The sequence below is a fragment of the Kribbella voronezhensis genome (assembly GCF_004365175.1).
GTDB lineage: Bacteria > Actinomycetota > Actinomycetes > Propionibacteriales > Kribbellaceae > Kribbella > Kribbella voronezhensis.
The window spans coordinates 1,802,850-1,823,349 of sequence record NZ_SOCE01000001.1; the positions used below are offsets into that span (position 1 = coordinate 1,802,850).

Annotated in this window: 23 protein-coding genes; 11 read left to right on the forward strand and 12 right to left on the reverse strand. The window is 67.8% G+C overall.

Features of this window, described 5'->3' with window-relative positions:
* Positions 1-65 precede the first annotated feature (65 nt).
* Positions 66-1,346: a sensor histidine kinase gene (locus EV138_RS08025; RefSeq protein ID WP_133977768.1), complete on the forward strand. Its 1,281-nt coding sequence runs from the start codon at positions 66-68 to the stop codon at positions 1,344-1,346.
* Complete coding sequence (locus tag EV138_RS08030; RefSeq protein WP_133977769.1) at positions 1,343-1,996, forward strand: response regulator transcription factor; 654 nt, start codon at positions 1,343-1,345, stop codon at positions 1,994-1,996. Before EV138_RS08025 ends, EV138_RS08030 begins: the two co-directional genes overlap by 4 nt.
* On the opposite strand, the gene EV138_RS08035 is transcribed toward EV138_RS08030, so the two are convergent.
* A complete protein-coding gene (locus tag EV138_RS08035; RefSeq protein ID WP_202866669.1) occupies positions 1,993-4,278 on the reverse strand; it encodes a carbohydrate-binding protein in 2,286 nt (761 codons plus the stop codon). The genes EV138_RS08030 and EV138_RS08035 overlap by 4 nt on opposite strands.
* 131 nt (positions 4,279-4,409) lie before the next feature.
* Between EV138_RS08035 and EV138_RS08040 the strand changes: the two genes are divergently transcribed.
* A complete protein-coding gene (locus EV138_RS08040; RefSeq protein ID WP_238158005.1) occupies positions 4,410-4,787 on the forward strand; it encodes an ester cyclase in 378 nt (125 codons plus the stop codon).
* Positions 4,788-4,957: 170 nt separating this feature from the next.
* Here the strand turns inward: EV138_RS08040 and EV138_RS08045 are convergent, their stop codons facing one another.
* The 4 genes from EV138_RS08045 to EV138_RS08060 form a co-directional block, all read right to left on the reverse strand.
* Complete coding sequence (locus EV138_RS08045) at positions 4,958-5,158, reverse strand: hypothetical protein (protein WP_133977770.1); 201 nt, start codon at positions 5,156-5,158, stop codon at positions 4,958-4,960.
* A 50-nt stretch (positions 5,159-5,208) separates the two neighbouring features.
* Entirely contained in the window at positions 5,209-6,183 is a 975-nt protein-coding gene (locus EV138_RS08050) for a GNAT family N-acetyltransferase (RefSeq protein ID WP_133977771.1), read from the reverse strand.
* Positions 6,184-6,291: 108 nt separating this feature from the next.
* Positions 6,292-8,073 carry an ABC transporter ATP-binding protein gene (locus tag EV138_RS08055; protein ID WP_133977772.1) on the reverse strand — a complete coding sequence of 594 codons (1,782 nt, stop codon included), beginning with the start codon at positions 8,071-8,073 and terminating at the stop codon, positions 6,292-6,294.
* Positions 8,066-9,889: an ABC transporter ATP-binding protein gene (locus EV138_RS08060; protein WP_238158006.1), complete on the reverse strand. Its 1,824-nt coding sequence runs from the start codon at positions 9,887-9,889 to the stop codon at positions 8,066-8,068. Before EV138_RS08060 ends, EV138_RS08055 begins: the two co-directional genes overlap by 8 nt.
* 346 nt (positions 9,890-10,235) lie before the next feature.
* Here EV138_RS08060 and EV138_RS08065 point away from each other — a divergent pair, with 346 nt between their 5' ends.
* Complete coding sequence (locus tag EV138_RS08065; protein ID WP_133977774.1) at positions 10,236-10,862, forward strand: SecDF P1 head subdomain-containing protein; 627 nt, start codon at positions 10,236-10,238, stop codon at positions 10,860-10,862.
* A 28-nt stretch (positions 10,863-10,890) separates the two neighbouring features.
* On the opposite strand, the gene EV138_RS08070 is transcribed toward EV138_RS08065, so the two are convergent.
* From EV138_RS08070 to EV138_RS08095, 6 genes are all read right to left on the reverse strand, one after another.
* Positions 10,891-11,253: a hypothetical protein gene (locus EV138_RS08070; protein ID WP_133977775.1), complete on the reverse strand. Its 363-nt coding sequence runs from the start codon at positions 11,251-11,253 to the stop codon at positions 10,891-10,893.
* Positions 11,240-11,533 (reverse strand): hypothetical protein, encoded by a 294-nt coding sequence (locus tag EV138_RS08075; protein ID WP_133977776.1) that lies wholly within the window; start codon positions 11,531-11,533, stop codon positions 11,240-11,242. Before EV138_RS08075 ends, EV138_RS08070 begins: the two co-directional genes overlap by 14 nt.
* 1 nt (position 11,534) lies before the next feature.
* Positions 11,535-12,764 carry an NRAMP family divalent metal transporter gene (locus EV138_RS08080; RefSeq protein WP_133977777.1) on the reverse strand — a complete coding sequence of 410 codons (1,230 nt, stop codon included), beginning with the start codon at positions 12,762-12,764 and terminating at the stop codon, positions 11,535-11,537.
* Positions 12,761-13,192 (reverse strand): BAR domain-containing protein, encoded by a 432-nt coding sequence (locus tag EV138_RS08085; RefSeq protein WP_133977778.1) that lies wholly within the window; start codon positions 13,190-13,192, stop codon positions 12,761-12,763. Before EV138_RS08085 ends, EV138_RS08080 begins: the two co-directional genes overlap by 4 nt.
* Positions 13,193-13,262: 70 nt before the next feature.
* Positions 13,263-13,418, reverse strand: a complete 156-nt coding sequence (locus tag EV138_RS08090) for a CsbD family protein (protein WP_238158007.1) — start codon at positions 13,416-13,418, stop codon at positions 13,263-13,265.
* A 99-nt stretch (positions 13,419-13,517) separates the two neighbouring features.
* Positions 13,518-14,492 carry an RNA polymerase subunit sigma-70 gene (locus tag EV138_RS08095; RefSeq protein WP_202866670.1) on the reverse strand — a complete coding sequence of 325 codons (975 nt, stop codon included), beginning with the start codon at positions 14,490-14,492 and terminating at the stop codon, positions 13,518-13,520.
* A gap of 133 nt (positions 14,493-14,625) precedes the next feature.
* Between EV138_RS08095 and EV138_RS08100 the strand changes: the two genes are divergently transcribed.
* From EV138_RS08100 to EV138_RS08115, 4 genes are all read left to right on the forward strand, one after another.
* Positions 14,626-15,201 (forward strand): dihydrofolate reductase family protein, encoded by a 576-nt coding sequence (locus EV138_RS08100; RefSeq protein ID WP_133977781.1) that lies wholly within the window; start codon positions 14,626-14,628, stop codon positions 15,199-15,201.
* A 186-nt stretch (positions 15,202-15,387) separates the two neighbouring features.
* A complete protein-coding gene (locus EV138_RS08105; RefSeq protein ID WP_133977782.1) occupies positions 15,388-16,311 on the forward strand; it encodes an endo-beta-N-acetylglucosaminidase H in 924 nt (307 codons plus the stop codon).
* Between the two features lie 65 nt (positions 16,312-16,376).
* On the forward strand, positions 16,377-16,907 hold the full coding sequence (locus EV138_RS08110) for a GNAT family N-acetyltransferase (protein ID WP_166678528.1): 531 nt from the start codon (positions 16,377-16,379) through the stop codon (positions 16,905-16,907).
* A 120-nt stretch (positions 16,908-17,027) separates the two neighbouring features.
* Entirely contained in the window at positions 17,028-17,231 is a 204-nt protein-coding gene (locus EV138_RS08115; RefSeq protein ID WP_133977784.1) for an antitoxin, read from the forward strand.
* A gap of 50 nt (positions 17,232-17,281) precedes the next feature.
* Here the strand turns inward: EV138_RS08115 and EV138_RS08120 are convergent, their stop codons facing one another.
* Positions 17,282-18,130: a DinB family protein gene (locus EV138_RS08120; protein WP_133977785.1), complete on the reverse strand. Its 849-nt coding sequence runs from the start codon at positions 18,128-18,130 to the stop codon at positions 17,282-17,284.
* 84 nt (positions 18,131-18,214) lie between these two features.
* On the opposite strand from EV138_RS08120, the gene EV138_RS08125 reads away from it, so the two are divergent.
* Genes EV138_RS08125 through EV138_RS08135 form a run of 3 tightly spaced genes read left to right on the forward strand, consistent with a single transcriptional unit; the run spans position 18,215 to position 20,473 of the window.
* Positions 18,215-18,886 (forward strand): GntR family transcriptional regulator, encoded by a 672-nt coding sequence (locus EV138_RS08125; RefSeq protein WP_133977786.1) that lies wholly within the window; start codon positions 18,215-18,217, stop codon positions 18,884-18,886.
* Entirely contained in the window at positions 18,883-19,893 is a 1,011-nt protein-coding gene (locus tag EV138_RS08130) for a 1-aminocyclopropane-1-carboxylate deaminase (RefSeq protein WP_133977787.1), read from the forward strand. The genes EV138_RS08125 and EV138_RS08130 overlap by 4 nt, the downstream gene beginning before the upstream one ends.
* A gap of 49 nt (positions 19,894-19,942) precedes the next feature.
* Positions 19,943-20,473: a type 1 glutamine amidotransferase domain-containing protein gene (locus tag EV138_RS08135; protein ID WP_133977788.1), complete on the forward strand. Its 531-nt coding sequence runs from the start codon at positions 19,943-19,945 to the stop codon at positions 20,471-20,473.
* Positions 20,474-20,500: the final 27 nt, after the last annotated feature.

A 20,500-nucleotide genomic window follows, 5' to 3' on the forward strand; every position in this document is an offset into this window, starting at 1 on the left:
ACCCGAGATGCCGCCGCGGTGTCGCCGGGCGCCCCCGGCGCGGACCACCCGTTAGCCTGGGGAGGGTGGCCAGCCAGTCGGAAGCGGGGATTCTTGCCGCGTTGATCACGCCCGGCTCGCGGGCCGCGCCCGGGTACGACCGGCCGACCCCACGGGATCGCGTCGTGGACGTCGCATTCGTCGGGGTCGGATTCCTGCTCGGGGCGCTCGGACTCGGCGACGTCGCGAGTACGGCCAGGTTCGACCCGCCGGGTTGGCTGATCGTCACGACCTGGATCGGATCGGCGTTGTCGCTGGCCCTGCGGCGCCGGTGGCCGGTCGGTCTGGCCGTCGCCCTGATCGTGCTGTCGGTGTTCTTCCCACCGGTCGGTGGTCCGAGCGTGCTGGCGCTGTTCAGCGCGGCCGTCCATCGCAGCTCGGACGTCAGCCTGGCGCTCTGCGGAGCAGGTGTTGCCTCCGGCATCGTTCAGTTCTGGATCTATCCGCCGGCCGGGTCGGCGTCGTACTGGGTCGCAGTCGGCATCACCGCGCTGGGTTGTCTGGGTCTGACCGCCTGGGGCATGGTCGTCCGGACCCGGCGCGAACTGATGGCGTCACTCACCGAGCGAGCGGTCCGCGCGGAGGCCGAGCAGAGGTTGCGGGTCGAGCAGGGCCGGAGGCAGGAACGGGAGCGGATCGCCCGCGAGATGCACGACGCGCTCGGCCACCGCCTGTCACTGCTCTCGGTGCACGCCGGCGCCGTCGAGTTCCGCCCGGACCTTCCTCCCGATGAGCTCTCCCGGATAGCCGGCGTCATCCGCAGCAGTGCCCGCGACGCCGTCAGCGACCTCCGGGACATCGTCGGCGTACTCCGTTCCCACCACACCGTCGACGGCCCCCACCGAGGTATCGCCGAGTTCGACGACCTGGTCGCCGACTGCCGCTCGGCAGGCCTGGCCGTGGAAGTTGCCATCGGCATCGACCTCGCCACGGTCCCGGAGTCCGTCGGCCGGCATGCCTACCGCATCGCCCAGGAGGGCCTCACCAACGCCCGCAAACACGCTCCGGGCCAACCGGTGCGGGTCGCGATAGACGGAAAACCCGGCGACGGCCTCACCCTCGAGATCATCAATCCGCTCACCCCGCCCGGATCCCGCGTCCCGCGCGGCTCGGGTGACTCCGATGGCTCGGCTGGCTCGGGTGGCTCGGGTGGCTACGGAGGCTCGGGTGGGGCGGGGTCTCAAGTCGGTTTGATCGGACTCGGTGAGCGGGCTTCGCTGGTGGGCGGCCGGATCGAGCACGGCGAGACGCGGACCGGCGATTTCCGCCTGGCCGCCTGGCTCCCCTGGCCGAAGGACGCACGATGACAGTTCGTCTGTTGCTGGTCGACGACGATCCGCTGGTGCGTGCCGGACTGGCAGCGATGCTGGGCGGCGTACCGGAACTGGAGTTGGTGGGCCAAGCCGGTGACGGGCGGGAAGCGGTCGACGCAGTACGGGATCTTCAGCCGGACGTCGTGCTGATGGATATCGGGATGCCGGTACTGGACGGCGTTGCGGCCACCGCGGCGATCCGTCGGCGTACGGATCCACCGGCCGTGATCATGTTGACCACCTTCGGCTCCGACGAGTATCTGCTCAGCGCGTTGCGGGCGGGTGCGTCCGGCTACCTGCTCAAGGACGCTGCCCCCACCGAGATCGTCGACGCCGTACTGCGGGTCGCTGCCGACGAGTCGGTGTTGTCGGCGCGATCGACGCGTCAGCTGATGGACTACGTGAGCTCGACCGATCGTGACGGCCGCCGGGAAGCGGCCGTCACGACCTTGGGCGTGCTGACCGGCCGGGAGCGCGACGTCGCGCTGGCCGTTGCCCAGGGCAAGAGCAATGCCGAGATCGCCGACGAGCTCGATCTCGGCATCGCCACCGTCAAGACCCATCTGACGCGTGCGTTAAGCAAACTCGACCTGAACAACCGAGTGCAACTCGCCATCCTGGCCCACGACGCCAGGCTGGTTTAGCTCAGCTTCAGATAGTCGACATTGAACCCGCCGGTCTCGCAGAACAACGTGACCACCTGCTCGCCCGCGGGCAGCGTCACCTGCGTGTGGATCGACTGGTACGCCGCCCAGCCGCCCGTGTCCGGTACCGACACCTTGGCCAGTACCGCGCCCGAGGCGTCCCGCAGCGAGATCGCATCGGTGGCGACGGCGCCCGTACCGTTCGCGACCCGGAACTCCAGGTCGTAGGTACCGGCCTGGGCGACGTCCACCCGGTACTGCAACCAGTTGCCGGCCGCCGTCCAGCCGACGTTCTTGCCACCACTGGCCGCCGCGTTGCTCTCGATGAAGTTCGCGCCGCCGTCGGTCCAGCCGTGCTGGGCGACGTACGACTCCGCCTCGATCTTCTCGCCGACCGGCGTACCGTGCGGCCGGACCGTGACATGCACGGTCACCTCGTCGTGCGCCGCTCCATCGGTGACCCGGAACTTCAGGCTCAGCTCTCCGGCCGTCGTCGGGTGAAGCGTCACCAGGCCGGTGGTGGCATCGAGGCTGACGCCGTCCGGGAGGTCGGTCGCGTAGTACGCGAGGCGGTCGCGATCGCGGTCGGTCGCCGACAGTTGCACCTGGGTGGTGGCGTACTGGTCGGCGCCGACATCAGCTACGGCACGCAGTACGGGAGCGTGGTTTCCGTGCGCCGAGGGGACGTCGCCCTGCCAGCGGTAGGTGGCGTACGAGTTCGCGGGAACCGTTATGCTGAACGATTTTCCGGCGAGGAGAACCCGCACGGTCTTCGGGGTCGCGGTGCTGTTGCCGAGGATCGCGACGAAATGGTTGCCGCGGTCCTTGTAGACGACGTTGGCGATCCCGTTCGTGGTCGCGCTGGATTCAACCCGTACGTCGTCCGGCGTGAGGTACTTGGCGAACTGGCCCATCGCGTACAACTCGTCGCGGACACTGAACGTCTTCGTGGTGGTGTCGACCTTCACCAACCGGTTCGGCCACTTGGTGGTGCGGCCGACCTCTTCCCAGTCGATGTTGTTGTCCCGCGCAGGAGTCCAGTGCAAGGTGCCGCCGTCCTGATCGGTGGTCTGCGCCCACATGACGTACGACGAGGCGTCCAGCCGGAAGTAGTTCAGGATCGTGGCCGGGTTCAGGTCGCTGGTCTCGGTCATGTGCACCGGCTTGCCGGTCTGCTCGTACGCGTCGCGCATCACGGTCGGGTCGCCCCAGTACGGGTGGAACGCGATCGCGTCCGCGGCCTTGGCGGCCTTCGGGTCGTTGAGGATCCGGTAGTAGTTCTTGGTCTCGGTGCTGTTCGGGTCGCGCCAATCCCAGAAGTTGAAGTCGTGCACGTAGAGCTCCGTGGGCAGGCCCGCCCGCTTGACCTCGCGCTTGATCGCGACCGCCAGCTTCTGCTGCTGCTCGACGCTGATGTCCATCGCGGGGTAGACCACGTCGATGCCAGGCTCGTTCAGCAGGGTGAGGGCGTCGACCTTGATCCCGTGCTTCGCGTACGCCTGCACGTACTTCACGTAGTACCGGGCGAACACGTCGATGGCGTCGTCGCGCAACTTGCCGACCTGGTAGTACGACGTGGTGCTGCCGGGCTTCAGCGCGACCTCGCCGGTGAACTTGTTGTTGGTCTTCATCCAGGCCGGTGCACTCCAGGCCGAGGCGAAGAAGGTCGCCCGGGGGTTGTAGCGCTGGATCAGCTTGACCGTGTCGACGATGTGCGCGTCGAGATCGCGCTTGATCGAGAAGTACTTCAGGCCGAAGTCCTCGGTGACGCCCGGCGGAAGTTCGTCGTACGACCAGAACGGCAGGTGCTCGATCAGGTCGGGGCTGCCGATGGTCAGCCGGAAGCGGTCGAAGCCGGCGCCGGTCCTGGGGTCGACGAGGAGCTTGATCGCGCGGTCGCGCTCGGCCGGGGTCAGCTTCCAGAGGTTGGAGACACTGGTCTCGTCGAGCGAGAAGCCGATGCCCGAGTAGCGCTGGCGGAGCGTGCTCGGGTCGATGACGACGTCGGCGTCACCAGCGCCGCCCTCGTCTCGTCCCATCCGGGTGGCCGGCAGCGGCTGCCAGGCCTGTGCAGCGCCGCTGAAATACGTACCGGTGACGACAGCCCCGTGATCTGGGCTGTGGCTCGGGACGTGATCCGGGCTGTGATCTGGTCGGCTGACTGATGGCTCGGGCCTGGCTGCGACTGGCCGGCCGGCTGTCGCGGGCAGGCCTGCGGTCGCCGCGAGCACACTGCCTGCCGCGGCGGCGACGAGAACCGCCGCGGAGATGGATCGCCTCACGATGCCTCCTTCAAGGCGCGGGGAAAGCGCTTGCGGCCGACAGCCTAGACATAGTTCACCTCTTTATCTATGGCTTGAACTATCTGACCGCGGTGGCTTTGGGTACTTGTCCGGCAAAGGGAGGAGAGGTCGTGGACCACGAGACGGCGGAAGACTTCTATCGCCGGTACATGGAGCGCTGCAACGCCCACCGGTTCGACGAACTGGATGAGTTCGTCCATCAGGACGTGCGGATCAACGACGAACCTGCCGGGCTCGATCAGTACGCCGCCGGGCTGCGCGCGATGGTCGCGCCGTTCGTGGACTATCGCTGGCAGGTGCTCGAGCTGCTCGTGGACGGCGATCGGCTGGCCGCCCGGTTCAACGACACGGGCGTACTGCGGGACGGCCGGAAACTCGAGACCCAGGAGTTCGCCGTCTACCACCTCGACGACGGCAAGATCGCCGAAGTCCGGGGTGTCTGGGTCAAGGCGGACACGTCGGTGCTGAACCAGCTAGACGACGCCTGACCCGCCCTCAGACGCTGGCTCGTCGCCGGGCACTGGTTCGTCGTCGAGTTCCGGTAGCTCGTCCGGATCCGGTGTGCCCAGTGGGTGCACCGGATCCGGACCGGTCGGCGCCGGTTCCCCGGGCGTGCCGAGGGGTTCGATCGGGTTCGGCTCGGCCGTGGTGGACATGCTCAGTCGCGCGGTAGCTGCTCGTTGGGGTCCTCGTCCGGATCAGGCTCGGGCTCGGGCACCGGCTGCTGCAACGGGCTGTCGTCCCCCGGCCTGATGCCGATGTCCGGGGTGGCGGTGTCGGGGTTGCCGGGATCCGGATTGTCCGGGTCAGGCACCGGAACCACCGGCGGGACAGGCGGCATCGGATTCGTCGAACTCATCGCAGTACCTCCTAAGGTATTGCTCGCTGACCCTCCGGTACCCGATTCCGTCAGCTTCCAAGCCGGCCGGTGGTGAGAACGCAGCGCAGCCCGTCAATGACGAGGATGGGGTTCATGCCGACCGACAGGTAGAGGCCGAGCGCCGGGGTCGGGTTGTTCGTGTCGACGTGCAGCATCGTGCCGGCCCGCCCGGCCGCCGCATCGAGGGCGAAGGCGTCGCGCAGCAGGAACCTCGCCAGTCCCCGCCCGCGGAACTCTTCGAGCACGCCGAGCATCGCGATGTGTCCACAGTTCTCCTTCTCGACGAACCCGTCGTTGCACTGCCGGACCGCGACGGCCCGCCCGCCCACCTCCAGCACAGTCAGTTGGGACCAGTCGAACGTCGGAAGCGCCTCGAGTGCCTCGACCCACTCGTCGTGTGGCCGGGGAACGAAACCGAACTGGCCGCGGAAACTTTCGATGACCACCTCGTGGGCCGCCCACCGTGCCGCGTCGTCAAACGCCCCGCGGCGAACCACGACGCCCTCGGGCAGGCCCGGAACGGTGGCGTCCGCGGTGTGGTCGATCCGCATCCGGTGGTACGTCGTACCGAATGCGCAGCCGCGGTCGCTCAACAACGCACGCAGCGGCTCGTCGGCACGAAAGATGAAGAAGTCGACGGTGACCTGGGCGTGGCCGCGCTCGTGTCCCATCTCGCGGGCACGGCGGGTCGCCCGTTCGAACAACCAGGCCGCCACCGCAGGCTCTTGCGATGTCAGATCGATCTGCACCACCTGCCGATCGCCCAGGCCGAACGAGGCTGCCAGCCCGATCGGCAGGCCGTTCCCGGCGAGTACGAGCCAACTGTCGGTGCCGCGATCGAAGCCGGGCTCGGCGAGGAAGGCGGTCACGCCGTCCAGCGTGCAGTCGGGGAACCCGATCATCGCCAGGTTGTAGGCGGAGAGCAGGTCGACGATCGCCTCGGCGTCGTTCGGCTCAGGCGGACGGAAGGTGTACTCGTCCGGCAACGCAACCGTGGTGGTCATGCGGCGCGGAGAGGTCGGCGGAGATGGACAGGATGATTGCTGTGAAGAGATTTCACGGTGCCCCCTTGGACACCTGCTAGATGCGCCAAGGGGCCCTGAAGTTGCCGGTCAGCGGTAGGCGCGGGCCTGGAGGTTGAAGAGGTCGGCGTAGCGGGTGTTGGCGGCGAGCAGGGCTTCGTGGGTGCCTACCTCTTCGATGCGGCCCTGGTGCATGACGACGATGAGGTCGGCCATCCGGACGGTCGAGAAGCGGTGTGAGACGAGGACGGTGATGCCACCGGTCTCGGCGGCTGCGATCTTGGCGGCCGCGGCGTACTGCTCGTAGAGCCGGTGCTCGGCTTCCGGATCCAGCGCTGCGGTCGGCTCGTCGAGCAGCAACAGCAGGGGGCGTTCGCGCATGAAGGCACGAGCCAGTGCAAGTCGTTGCCATTGGCCACCGGACAACTCCACGCCGTCGGTGAACTTCTTACCCAGTTGGGTATCCAGGCCACGCGGCAATCCCGCGACGACCGACTCCGCGTCACCCCGCGAGACCGCGAGCCCGACGGCAGCCTCATCCGACATCCGGCCGACGTCGCCCAGGCCGACGACCTCCCGCACGATCAGTTCGAACTTCACGAAGTCCTGGAATCCGGCCGAAAGCTGTGCTCGCCACGAATCCGGTGCGATCGAGGCCAGGTCGGTCCCGTCGACCAGCACCTGTCCGGTCGTCGGGTCGTACATCCGCGCGAGCAGCTTCACCAGCGTCGTCTTCCCCGCGCCGTTCTCACCGACCAGCGCGATCGCCGAGCCCGCGGGCAGACGCAGGTCGATCCCACTGAGCACCGCGGAATCCGCACCGGGATAGGCGAATCCAACGTTCCGCAATTCGATCCCCGACGTGAGCCGCGCCGGCGCCGGCGTAGTACCGGCTTTCCACGAGTTGTCCTTCGCATACTCCCGAAGCCAGTCGTAGCGGCTGAAGCTGCGCACGACCTCACCCACCCAGTACACGTTCTGCGCGATGCCACCGGTCATCTGATCGACCTGCGACGCCAGCAGCAACACCAGTACGACGTCGCCCGCCGTCTGCTCTCCGGCCCGCGCCCGGGCGACCACCCAGACCACAGCACCGGCGTACGCGAGGCCGAACACCAGGCGCACCGCCCCGTCGACCTTCCCGCCCCAGCGGGCCGCGTCGACCCGGCGCCGGAATCTCTCGGTCTGCAAGGAGAAGATTCTGTCCAGCAACACCTGGCCGAGTCCGAAGACCCGCAACTCCAGGCCGGTCCGCGGATCCTTCGCCACCTCGATGAGCCGGTCGACCAGGCGCTCCTGCGGCATCGAGTCTTCCCAAGCCTTTTGCTGCCGCGTACTGCTCAGGTACGCCGACCAGATCCGCGCTGTGCCGAGCAAGGGCAACAACAGCAGCAACGGGTGCACCGAGCCGAGCAGGCTGAGCACGGTCACGGTGTTCGTCACCGTACCGAACAGCCACAGCAGCACCTCCGAACCGGCGCCCATCCGCCAGGCTCGTTCGCGCACGATCTCCAGCCGGTCGGAGACATCGGGCCGCTCATGATGCGCCAGTCCGGGGATGCCGGTCGTCACGTCCAGCAGGTCGGCGTGCACCCGGCCGGCCATCCGTTCCTGCGCGGTCGTCTGGAGCGGGAAGCCGACCACATCGGCGACGAACGCGACCGCCAGGCCGGCGACGATGATGCCGATCCCCCACCCGATCGTGCTCGGCCGATCAGCCGCCAGACCGTCGACCAGGCGGCTCACACCGTACGTCTGCGTCGGCGCGGTGACCGCTCGCGCCGCGACCAGCACGGTGGAGATTGCCATCGGCAACGGGGCTGCACGGAACGACGTCGTCAGCCACAGCCGGAAGATCCGCAGACTACGCATCGATGCCCTCCGGGTCCTCCGGAAGTGTGGCAGTCACGTACCGCTCGGCCTGCAGCCGGAACATCGCGGCATACGTGCCGTCCTGGTCCAGCAACTGCTCGTGCGTCCCGTCCTCCACGATCCGCCCGCCGGCCAGCACGCAGATCCGGTCGGCGTTGCGCACCACCGAGAACCGGTGGGAGATGATCAACGACGCCACACCCGAAGTCAGCTCGAGGTAGCGCTCGACCAACTCGGCCTCGGCCCGCACATCCAGCGCGGCAGCGGGCTCGTCGAGAACGAGCACACCGGCCCCGGCCTGTACGGCGAACAGCGCTCGCGCCAGCGCGACTCGTTGCCACTCACCACCGGAAAGGTCGACACCGCCGTCGAAAGTCTTGTCCAGCACGGTTTCCCAGCCGCTCGGCAACCGGCGTACGACGTCGTCGATGCCCGCTTCGCGCGCGACCTTCGCGAGCGCGGCCTTGTCGTCAGCGCGCTCCACCGCGCCGAACACGACGTTGTCGGTCACCGACAGCGGGAAGCGCAGGAAGTCCTGGACGATCGCGGCGACGCGTCGTTGCCAGGCGGCCAGGTCCAGCTCGGCGAGGTCCACTCCGTCGACGGTGATCCGGCCGCTGGTCGGTCGATATGCCCCGCCGAGCAACTTCACCAGGGTCGACTTGCCGGCCCCGTTGACGCCGACCAGCGCGAGCGCCTGGTGCGCATGGATCGTCAGGTCGAGCTCCCGGAGCACCTCGTGGCCGGAACCGGGGTACCGGAAACTCACCTTCTCGAAGCGGATCTCGCGCGCCGGCATGGTCTCGACCCGGTGCCGGCTCGTCACGACCGGCTCGGGGTGCCGCTCGGCGATGGTGCCGGGCAGCTTCTCCATCGCCCGGTACGCCGAAAGGCCGCGGCGCACCTGGGCCACGCCGTACCCGTTCATGGACACACCGATCGCGAGGATGGCCGGCACGGTCGTGGCGACCTGGGTGAGCGGGAGGTCGCCGGCCAGCGCGGCACGGCCGACCAGCACGATCGCGAACCCGTTCGCGGCCAGATGCAGGGCGCCGGTGAGGAAGGACCAGTACACGTTCTGGTGGCGGCGCTCCCAGACGGTCCGCAGGCCCGCGTTCCATTCGTGCACATACCGGCGTACGAGCCAGTTGTTCAGGCCGAAGACGCGGAGCTCTTTGGGCGCGTCGCGCATCCCGAGGTCGAAGACGTAGCCGGCGCGGCGCTGCTCCTCGGTGTTGCCCCACCAGACGTCGATCTCCCGCTCGACCATCTTGCCGGTGAACCACTCGAGGAAGATCGTCACCGCGAACAGCAGCGCCGCGACCAGCCAGGAGAACATCACGCCGACGATGACCGCCGAGCCGACGAGCGTGACCCGGCTGGCGAGCAACCAGGGCAGATTCGACAGACCCTGCGCGAGATGGAAGCCGCCCTTGCCCTTCGCCTGCTCCTGGACATTCAGTACTTCGGTGTCCTCGAGGTGCGCGATCCGGCGCGGACCAAGCAGCGGCCGCGTGATCCCGATGCCGATCTCCCGCGTGACCGCCGCGTCCATGGTGAGCGAGGCGACCTGCTGGACCGCGGGCTGCAGACTGTCCACGACGAACACGACCAACAGCCCCGCGAGCAGCCAACTGAACCCGGCGAGCGACATGGCTCCGGGCGCATCGTTGATCACGTCCGGCACAGCACCCACGACCCGGCCGGTGAGCAACGTGACGGCCATCCCCAGCACTGATCCCAGCACGGCCAACCCCATGGTCAGCACCGTGCTCCCGGGCGCTACCCGAACGGCATACCGGAGCAGAGTCAGCACCCGACAGACCGTAACCGCCCCCACCGACAACCGCACCCCACTTTCACCCCGGGCGGGCGAGACGGAACTGCCGGTAGAAGCTCGGCCTCCCCAGGAACAACTCGTCCTCCCCGCGGCCGATCTCGGCCATACCGAGAGCGCTGAGGATACGAACCGAGGCGTGATTGGCGTCGACGGCTTCGGCCCAGATCTCGTCGAGGCCGAGCTGACCGAACCCGTAGTCGAGGCCGAGCCGCGCGACCGCACCACATCGGACGCCGCCAGGAGGCGTAGGGAGACCTCCGGTGCCGTCATGAGGCGAGCTTAGACAGGAAGCGGTGACTCTCGGCGGCGATAGATTTGCGGGATGAGTGACAGTTCGCAGTCGCCGCAGTACGGGGGTCCACAGTACGGCGGGCCGCAGTACGGCGGGCCGCAGTACGCGGGGCCTCCGCCGAAGAAGGGGCGGGGGGCGTTGGTGTTGGTGGGCGTGCTCGCGCTGGTGCTCGTGGTCGTCGTGGCGGTGGGGGCTGTGGTGCTTCTCAGAGGTGATGACCACAAGGCGGACAGTGCGTCGCGGAGCCGGCCGGCTGCGCCTGAATCGGTGGAGTTCAGGCGGGTTGTCAAAGCCGAGCCGGGCACATGTGATGCCGCGCAGGCCGGGGTGGCCTGCGATTCGGCGGGGAACCGGTACTCGCTCGGCAAGGTGGAGCTGGACGGCAGCAACGTGACCCAGGTGAAGGCGGTCGCCGGCCAGAACTCCGACTGGTACGTGAATCTGAAGCTGGACTCCGCGGGAGCCCGGTTGTTCGGCGATCTCACCACGGACCTGGCCCAGAAGAAGCCGCCGCAGAACCAGCTCGCGATCGTGGTTCGCGGTCGCGTGGTGAGCGCACCCACCGTGATGTCAGCGATTCCCGGCGGCGACGTGCAGATCGCGTCGGGCTTCAGCAAACCGGACGCCGAGAAGCTGGCCGCGGACATCACCGGCTGACCTCAACCGGCTGATGTCAGCGCTTGGGTCAGTGGCTGGGGAGCGGGTGCTGGTCGAGGCGGTCGGGTAGCTCCTCGAAGAGCTGTAGCTCGGCGGAGCGGCAGCGGACGACGTCGGGCGAGAGGTGCTCGATGTCCTGCCACGGCAGATAGCGAACCGCGCCCAGGCGGCTGTGGATGATCCGGCGCAGGAGGGCCGGGCCGACATGCCGTTCGTAGCCGAAGAGTCTGGTGACCCGGCGTTCGACGACGATCAGCCCGTCGACCCGCAGCGCCGCCTGTTTCGACTGCTGCAGCGGGCCGTCCTGCACCAGCCGGACATCCGCCACCGTGCCGATGTTGTTGCCGTGGGCACCGACGACCCGTACTCCGAGCAGCTCACTCAGTCTCATCGCCGGCTCCCGGAATCTTGCCGATCAGATGCTGCTCGACCCAGTCGTCCCCCTTGGTCAGGTTCAACTGGTACGGCGTGATCTTCACGGCACTGTCGATCTCGGCGATATCGGCCGCCGGGATCCGCTGGTGCCCGGAGATCAGCGCGGCGACAGTCGGTATCTCGGAACTGAGGTCCAGCTCCACGTCGTCGACCTTGCCGAGCAGGGCGCCGCTGCGGTAGTCGATCAGCTGCCGGTCCATCAGGTGCAGCTGCGCGTGCAGGATCTTCCCGGTCATCTCATTGCCCCGCCTTCGTGATGATCATCAGTGGTATCGCCGCGATCGATGCCAACAGCAACAGTCCTAGATAGATCAGGGCCAGGAAGTTCAGCACCCGGCCGTTGGTCGCCTCGCCCATGTAGTCGGGATCGTTGGCGATGATCAGGATCGGCAGATAGGTCAGCGGCAGGGCCATCGCCGCGAAGACCACCGAGTACTCCGTCACCTTCACCGGATCCACCGCGGTCAGCAGGACCAGGATCGACAGCACCAGGCAGATGATGATGATCAGGTGGAACCGGGAGGCCTGCCGCGGCCGGACGAACTTGCCCCACTGCCACCCGAAGTACTGCGCGATCGTGTAACCGCACGACAGCGCCGTCTCCAGGGCCGCGCCGAAGGTGGCCGCGAACACGCCGACCAGCACGATCGCCAGCCCGAGTTTGCCCAAGGCAACGGCTGTCGGAAGGGTGACCTGGCCGAGGGTCTCGACCTTGATCCCGGCCGGCAGGAAGAGCACCGCAGTACAGCCGGCGATCGCCAGCGACAGCAGGCCGCCCAGCGGGAAGCCGAGGTAGACGTTCGCGCGCTCGACGCCGAGATCCTTGCGGCCCCACTTCTCCTCGACCCCGCCGGAGGAGAAGAAGAACACCTCGTACGGCGTCATCGCGGCACCGAACAACGCGATCGCGTAGTACGCGTAGGTCAGCCAGGTTTCGTGACCGGTCGGCACCGGATGAGTGACCTGGTGTGCCAGTTGGCCCCAGTTCGGGCCGAGCTTCCACAGCGCCACGGCGAAGACGATGAGCAACAGACCCAGCAGGCCGAAGACCTTCTCCAGGTGGGAGAACTTGACCCGCCAGATCACCAGCCACACGGCGATCGCGGCCAGCGGCATCCAGAGCAGGTAGTTCACCCCGCTGGCCAGTTCGAAGGCCAGCGCCACGCCACCGATCTCGGCGATCAGGGTCAGCAGCGTGACCAGGAACGACGCGGTGAGGGCGAACAAGCCGGTACGCCGGCCGAGCCGCTCGCGAATCAGGTCGAACACCGGCCGTCCCGACATCGCGACCACCCGGCCCGACATCTCGGCGTACAGGCAGATGCCGATCACGCCGACCACCACCACCCAGGCCAGCCGCATCCCGAACCGGGCGCCGACCAGCGCGTTGGTGACCAGGTCCCCGATGTCGACGAAGCCGCCGATCGCCGTCAGGATGCCGAGCGTGACGGCGAGCAACTTCTTCATTTCGCCTGCTCCCCGAGCCGGTGCAACTGCTGGCCGAGCGTCTGCAGCTGGGTGACCTGGTCGGCCACGGTGCCGAGATCGTTGTTGGTCAGCGCGATCCGCAGATCGGTGATCTCGTCCTCAGCGGTCGAGAGCGCCTTCGAGTACGAGTCGTAGGTCGCGCGCGAACGACCGGTCTTGGGCTGCAGGGCGTCGAACGTGGTGGCGACCTTGCCGATCGACTTCTCGGCGTCGGAGACGACCTGCGTCGCCGGGGCGTTCCAGAGTTTGTGGTCGAGCACGGACTCGGCGGCCAGTCGCGCGGTTCCGACTTCAGAGGCAGCGTCGCGGGCCGCGCGTGCGCCCTCGGTCAGCATCTTCTGATCCGGATCGCCACAGCCGGCCAGAACGGCCAGGACTGCGGCGACGAGCGCCAGCGTCCGTAACATCAGCGACTCCTTGGGTCCGGTCCGATAGTCGTGCGGTCCGAGTACCCAAGGAGTCCTGGTTACACGCGTGTCATCCCTTGAAGGCGTCCTTGGCCTTCTCGGTGGCCTGCTTGAGGTCGGCCTTGCTTTCCTCGACCCGGCCCTCGGCCTGCAGGTCTTCGTTGTCCGTGGCGTCGCCGACCTTCTCCTTGGCGTCACCCTTGAGCTTGTCGGCAGCATTCTTCATCTTGTCTCCGGCTCCCATCGGGAACCTCCCTTCGCTAGGCACCCCTAGTGCCCACGAATCCGCCGGATATGTGCGATCCGCCCAGAATCACGCCGCTTGTCACCGGCTCGGCAGCGACCGCGGCAACCCGAACGCGTCGAGGACGCCGTTCTCGAAGCGGGTCATGGCACTGATCCGGTCGCCGGCCAGGCTGAGCACGTAGAGCCCGGTGCCGTGGCTGACGCCGTCGGCGCCGCGCAGGTACGCCCCGAACGCAGGCTGACCGTTCGCCCGCGTCGGCACGAGCTCGAACCTCCGGCCGGCCCCGAAGATGCCGGCGCAGAACCGGCGTACGACGTCCTGCCCCTCGTACTCGAAGGGAATCGGCGGCATCGCCAGCGTGATGTCGTCGGTCAGCAGCGTCAGCAGCGCGTCCAGATCGGCTGACTCCCACGCCCGGACGAACCTCGCCACGATCGCGTTCTCAGCGGCCGAACCGGCAGCGGGCGGCCGTTCGCGACCGTGGACCTGCCGCAGCCCCGCCCGCGCCCGTTTGAGAGCGCTCTTGACCGACTCGACGGTCGTGTCCAGCATCCCGGCCACCTCGGCCGCGGGGAATTCCAGGACGTCCCGCAGGATCAGTACGGCGACCTGGCGTGGTGGCAACGTCTGGAGGGCCGTCACGAAGGCCAGCGAGATGGACTCGGTCTGCTCGAAGCGGGCCTCCGGGCCTTCGAGCAGGAGGTCCGGGATCGGCTCCAGCCAGACGACCTCACCCAGACGGGTCGGTTCGGGCGGTTCGACGTTCGGCACGTCCCACGCCTTGGCGGGGCGGCGCGCGGCTGACCGGCGCGTATTGAGGCACTGATTGGTGGCGATCCGGTAGAGCCAAGTCCGCAGCGAGGCGCGCTGCTCGTACCCGCCGAAGCCGCGCCAGGCCGCGAGCAACGTGTCCTGCAAGGTGTCCTCGGCGTCCTGCAGCGAACCGAGCATCCGGTAGCAATGCACTTGCAACTCGCGGCGGTACGGCTCGGTCAGCCGCCGGAACGCCTCCCCGTCGCCCGCGCGCGCCCTGGAAATCAGGTCGGTCGCCACGTCGCCCACCTTCCTCTCGGCAAACCCCATCACGCGTACGGACACCGCGCGAGGCCGGAAAGGGGCGGCCCCTGTCCCACGCAGCCGGTGTCTGTATCGGTGACAGTCACACACAACCATGGGAGGACCCGAGATGGGCAGGATCGTCATCAGCGAGACCATCACGGTCGACGGCGTCGTACAGGACCCGACCGGGGACGACGGCTTCGAGCGCGGCGGCTGGTTCAACACCATCGGCGCCGGGGATCGCGAGGCCTGGGCCTTGTCCGAGTTCGAGGAGGCGCAGAGTGCCGCGGCCCTGCTGATGGGCCGACGCAGCTACGAGTACTTCATGGCGCGGGGCTGGGGCTCGCGGACCGGCGACTGGGCGGACAGGTTGCGAAGCCTGCCGAAGTACGTCGTGTCCTCGACCCTGGAGGACCTCGAGTGGGCCAACTCGACCGTACTGCGCGGAGAGGTGGTGACCGAGGTCTCGAAACTGAAGGAGGCGCTGGACGGGGACATCGTGGTCTACGCCAGCGGCCGACTCGTCCCCACGCTGATGGAACACGGCCTGGTGGACGAACTCCGGTTGATGGTCTACCCGTGTATCGCCGGTGCCGGCGACCGGCCGCTCGCCTCGGCCGGCAAAGTGCGGGACCTGCGGCTCACCGGATCCCGCAGTGTCGGCGACGGCCTCGTCCTGCTCACTTACGAGGTCGCGGCCTGACCCGGCTGCCGGGGTACAACTTGCTGAGCTGACCGGGCGTGGTCACGTCTTGACACAGGGTGCGAGCCGTTCGATGATCTGGGAGCTATACCGGTTTATCTCCCTGACCCACAGGCAGCCTCTTGGGCGGGTCACGGATGGTTAACCGGTATAGCGCTCTCCCGCCCGCCCGAAGAGGAGTTGAGAATGAGTCAAGAGCTCATGCGGCGCAGGACCTTGTTGTCCCTGCTCGCGGCCGGCACCGCCGCCGCAGCGACCGGAGTGACCTCGGCCGGCCCGGCCGCCGCGGCGCGGCCCGCGTGCCGGCACGCGGCGAAGTCCGGCCCGATCTCGGTCGCCTACGTCGAGGTCAACAACAACAGCATGGTGAACGTCGGCAAGTACACACTCGCCAACGGCGGCGCCCAGGTGTTCGACATCGGGGTCATCTTCGCCGCCAACATCAACTACGACGGCACGAAGGCCTACCTGTCCTTCAACGAGAACGTCCAGCGCGTCCTCGACAACGTCGCGACCGAGGTCCGGCCGCTGCAGGCCAAGGGCATCAAGGTGCTGCTGTCCGTGCTGGGCAACCACCAGGGTGCCGGGTTCGCCAACTTCCCGTCCCAGCAGGCGGCCGAGGCGTTCGCCCAGGAGCTGGCGGACGCGGTCACGCAGTACGGGCTGGACGGGATCGACTTCGACGACGAGTACGCGGAGTACGGCAACAACGGCACCGGCCAGCCGAACGACAGCTCGTTCTTCTACCTGGTCTCGGCGTTGCGCCAGAAGCTGCCGACCAAGCTGATCACCCTGTACGACATCGGCCCGTCGGCCGAGCGGCTGGCCTACAACGGCCAGAGCATCGCCAACACCTTCGACTACGCCTGGAACCCGTACTACGGCACCTGGTCCGTACCGCGCGGTCCGAGCGACAAGTCCAAGCTCTCCCCTGCCGCCATCCAGATCAACGCGACCAGCACGTCGACCGCGGCGAGCCTGGCGACCCGCACGGTGAACGAGGGGTACGGCGTGTTCCTCACCTACGACCTCGGCGGCACCGACAGCCACACCTACATCTCGTCCTTCACCAACAAGCTCTACAACAGCGCCGCCGTCTACAAACCCTGATCCTGGACCGCCTGCTCCTTCCGCGTGCTCTGATGTGGTGTTCGAGAACGCGGAAGGAGCAGAGCATGGGACGATCCGGGCCGATCGAGCCGCCGGGTGAACCGTTGACGGACGGGGCGGTGGCGGTGAGGCTGCGACGCGAGTCCGACCTGGCGGCGATCGCGGCGGCCAGTCACGATCCGGAAAGCCTGCGGTGGTTGACGGATCCACCGATGGACGCCGAGGCTCGGCGGACCAGCCTGGACCGGAACGCCGAGGCATGGCGGACCGGGCAAGCGGCACCGATGGTGATCGCGGCCGCCGATTCCGACGAACCGATCGGCATCGTGAACCTGCAGTTCCGCGACGACGAGGTGGCGACGATCGCGTACAGCGTCTTCCCCGCCCATCGCGGTCAGGGCATCGCGCCACGGGCGGTCGAACTGGTGAGCGGCTGGGCCTTGGGCCAACTGCGACTCAGCCGGCTGATCCTGGAGGCGGACGAAGGAAACGCGGCGTCGATCCGGGTGGCCGAGAAGTGCGGATTCGAACGAACCGGCAGCCGCGTCGAGGACAGCGGCGCGACGACCGTGATCTTCGCCCGGACGGCTTCCTGAGGTTCTTGCGTTTGGCAACCGGATCGATGGGCACCTGGCACGCAGAGTGAACATCAGGAGCGTCTCGGCTACACCCCAGACGGTTCCAACGGGGCGCCAACGGGAAGGAAGTTCGGCGAGATGAGTGCTTTCGACAGTTTCAAGGACAAGGCCGCCGACGCAGTCGACAGCCAGGGCGACAAGATCGGCGAAGGCGTGGACAAGGCCGGCGATGCGCTGGACGAGAAGACCGGCGGCAAGTACGGCGACAAGATCGACCAGGGCGGCGACATGGCGAAGGACCGCCTCGACTCCCTGGACGGCCAGGACGACGACATCCAGTAGTCACCCCTGCCAAATACGGGCCGCCGGCAACTACCGGCGGCCCGTCCGCGTCACCGGGATTCCAGCGTGCTCAGGTCCCGGGTTGCGTAGCGGTGGTGCTCGATCTCTTCCTCCATCACGACCCACAGGCATTCGCTCACGGGCCGATCCTCCTCGGGATAACCGGGGGCCGGCGTCCGCGCGCAGACCCGCCCCAGCTCGGCATCGCTGAGTTCGTCGACGATCCGGCGAACCACGGCCATCCGGTCGGCCCGTACTCCCAGCACTTCCTCGTACTTCGGGTTCGCGTCGGGGTCGATACCGAGGGCCTTCGCGTCCTCGGTGCGATACCAGCTCTGGGTGATGCCGATCGGATGGTAGGGCCGCTCCTGATCGAGGATCGTCCGGCTCGCCCACGCGTCGGTGATGAAGATGAGGTGCCGCAGTGTCTCGGCGAACGACCACTCGCCGTCGACCCGCTGGTGCTGCCCTCTGTCCTTCCTTGCAAAGTCTAATGCTTCTTCCGCCGCTCCAGCCGGGTTATCCACAGGCTGCCGCGCCGGAGCCGGTAGTCGGTCGGCGCGAGCCGTGGTCTCTGCCCAGAGTTGCTCGATGGTGGTCCACATGGCGCGGAAGTCGTCGGCTGAACCGATCGAGCGGAGCTGGACCCGCTCGGGATGAAGCCGGTCCAGCTCGGACTCCACGAAGGCGGTCACGTCGACGCCGTTGACGACCAGGCTGCTCACGTAGCCGGAGATGTCGACATCGACCAGCGTGGAGTCGATGATCTTGACCCCGCTCAGATCGCAGTCCCGCAACCTCGCGCCGCGCAGATCCGCGACCTCGAAGGTCGCCCCCTGGTAGGCCGTGGTCTCGTCGCCGCCGCCGGAGAACCGATGCGGTCCGTACTGAGCTTCCATGAGCGCCATCGTAAAGCGGGTTCCAGACGCTATCCGTCCTGTTCTGCGATTGACGCCGGTCACATTTCGTGTGCAATATATTGCATGCCAATCCCCCAGACCCAGGGCCTCGTTGCCCGGTCCCTGCTGCGCGACGACGCCTACCGGGCGATCCGGGACGCGATCGTCGACGGCACGCTGGCGCCAGGCGAGCGATTGAGCGATCCCGAACTCGTCGCCTGGCTCGGCATCAGCCGTACGCCGATCCGCGAGGCGCTCGCCCGGCTCGAACAGTCCGGGCTGGTGCAGACCAAGCCCGGCAGGTTCACCATCGTGAGCCCCCTGGATCTCCGACAGACGCGATCGGCCCAACTCGTAGCAGCGGCGATGCACGAACTCGCAGTACGGGAAGCCGTTCCGCTCATGTCGGATCACGAACTCTCGGCGATGCGCGAGGCGAACGACCGGTTCGCCAAGGCGTTGCGGGCCAACGACGTCGACGCCGCACTCAAAGCCGACGACGACTTCCACGACGTCGCCGTCGTCGCCAGCGCGAACCCGATGCTGCGCGCAGTACTGGAGCAGGTCACGCCGATGCTGCGCCGGATCGAGCGCGTCCAGTTCTCGTCGCTGTCCGGCCGGTCGTCGGTAGCGATGCACGAGCGGATCATCACCCTGGCAGCGGCCGGCGACGCGGCCGCCGCCGGACTCGCGGCCCGGGAGAACTGGCAGACCCTGGAACCCTTGCTGGCCATGGAATCGGAGCGCGACCAATGAGCTTGAGCGACTTCCCGCGGTACCCACTGACCTTCGGTCCGAGCCCGGTCCACCCGCTCAAGCGCCTCTCCGCGCACCTCGGCGGCGCGGCGATCTGGGCGAAGCGCGAGGACTGCAACTCGGGCCTCGCGTTCGGCGGCAACAAGACCCGCAAGCTCGAGTACCTAATGCCCGATGCGCTCGCCCGAGGCGCCACCCACCTCGTCACGATCGGCGGGGTGCAGTCCAACCACACCCGCCAGGTCGCCGCGGTCGCGGCGTCACTCGGACTCAAGGCGCGGCTGGTCCAGGAGAGCTGGGTGGACTGGCCCGACCCGGTCAACGATCGCGTCGGCAACATCCTGCTGTCGCGGATCATGGGCGCCCAGGTCGAACTGGTCGACGCCGGTTTCGGCATCGGCTTCAAGGAGAGCTGGGAGAACGCGCTGGAGGAGATCCGCTCGGCCGGCGGTGTTCCGTACGCGATCCCGGCCGGCGCCTCCGACCACCGCCTGGGCGGTCTCGGCTTCGCCAACTGGGCCGACGAGGTGCAGCGGCAGGAGGCCGAGCTCGGCATCTTCTTCGACACGGTCGTGGTCTGCTCCGTCACCGGTTCGACCCACGCCGGCATGATTGCCGGGTTCGCGGGTCAGGACCGGCCGCGCCGGGTGATCGGGATCGACGCGTCGGCCAAGATCGAGCAGACCCGCGCCCAGGTCGAGCGGATCGCCCGCGGTACGGCGGAACTGATCGGCCTCGGGCGTGACCTCCGCGACGACGAGATCACCGTGCTGGGAGGCTGGGCCGGCGAGTACTACGGGATCCCGGTCGCCTCGACGCTCGACGCGATCCGGCTCACCGGCAGCCTCGAAGGCGTCATCCTCGACCCGGTCTACGAAGGCAAATCGATGGCCGGCCTGATCGACCTGGTCAGCTCGGGCGACATCCCGCGGACGTCGAACGTCCTCTACGCCCACCTCGGTGGCCAACTCGCCCTGAATGCGTACAGCGCCCTCTTCAAATCGTGAGGACCGGGTACAGGGGGCGCGACATCACACAGCGAGAGGGTGAACGGATATGGCAGACAGCAAGAAGGTCGCGTTCCTGGTGGCCGCCGAAGGGATCGAGCGGGTGGAACTCACCGAGCCCTGGGAGGCTGTCTCGAAGGCCGGTCACCAGCCGGTGCTGCTCAGCCCGAAGACCGGCGAGGTGCAGACCTTCGACCACCTGACCGCGGCCGAGAAGCGGCCGGTGGACCAGGCCGTCGGCGACGCGTCGGTCGACGACTTCGCAGCGCTGGTGCTTCCTGGCGGCGTGGCCAACCCGGACGCACTTCGCACCGATGATGCCGCGGTGAGCTTCGTGAAGACGTTCGTGGACTCGGGCAAGCCGGTGGCGGCCATCTGTCACGCGCCATGGACCTTGATCGAGGCCGACGTCGTGCAAGGCAAGACGGTCACGTCCTGGCCGAGCCTGCAGACGGACCTGCGCAACGCCGGCGCGACCTGGGTCGACCAGGAACTCGTGACCGACGGCAACCTCATCACCAGCCGCAAACCGGACGACCTGCCCGCCTTCAACGATGCCCTCGTCAAAGCCATCGGCTGAGGCGCGCCTCTGCAGCCGCCGTGACGC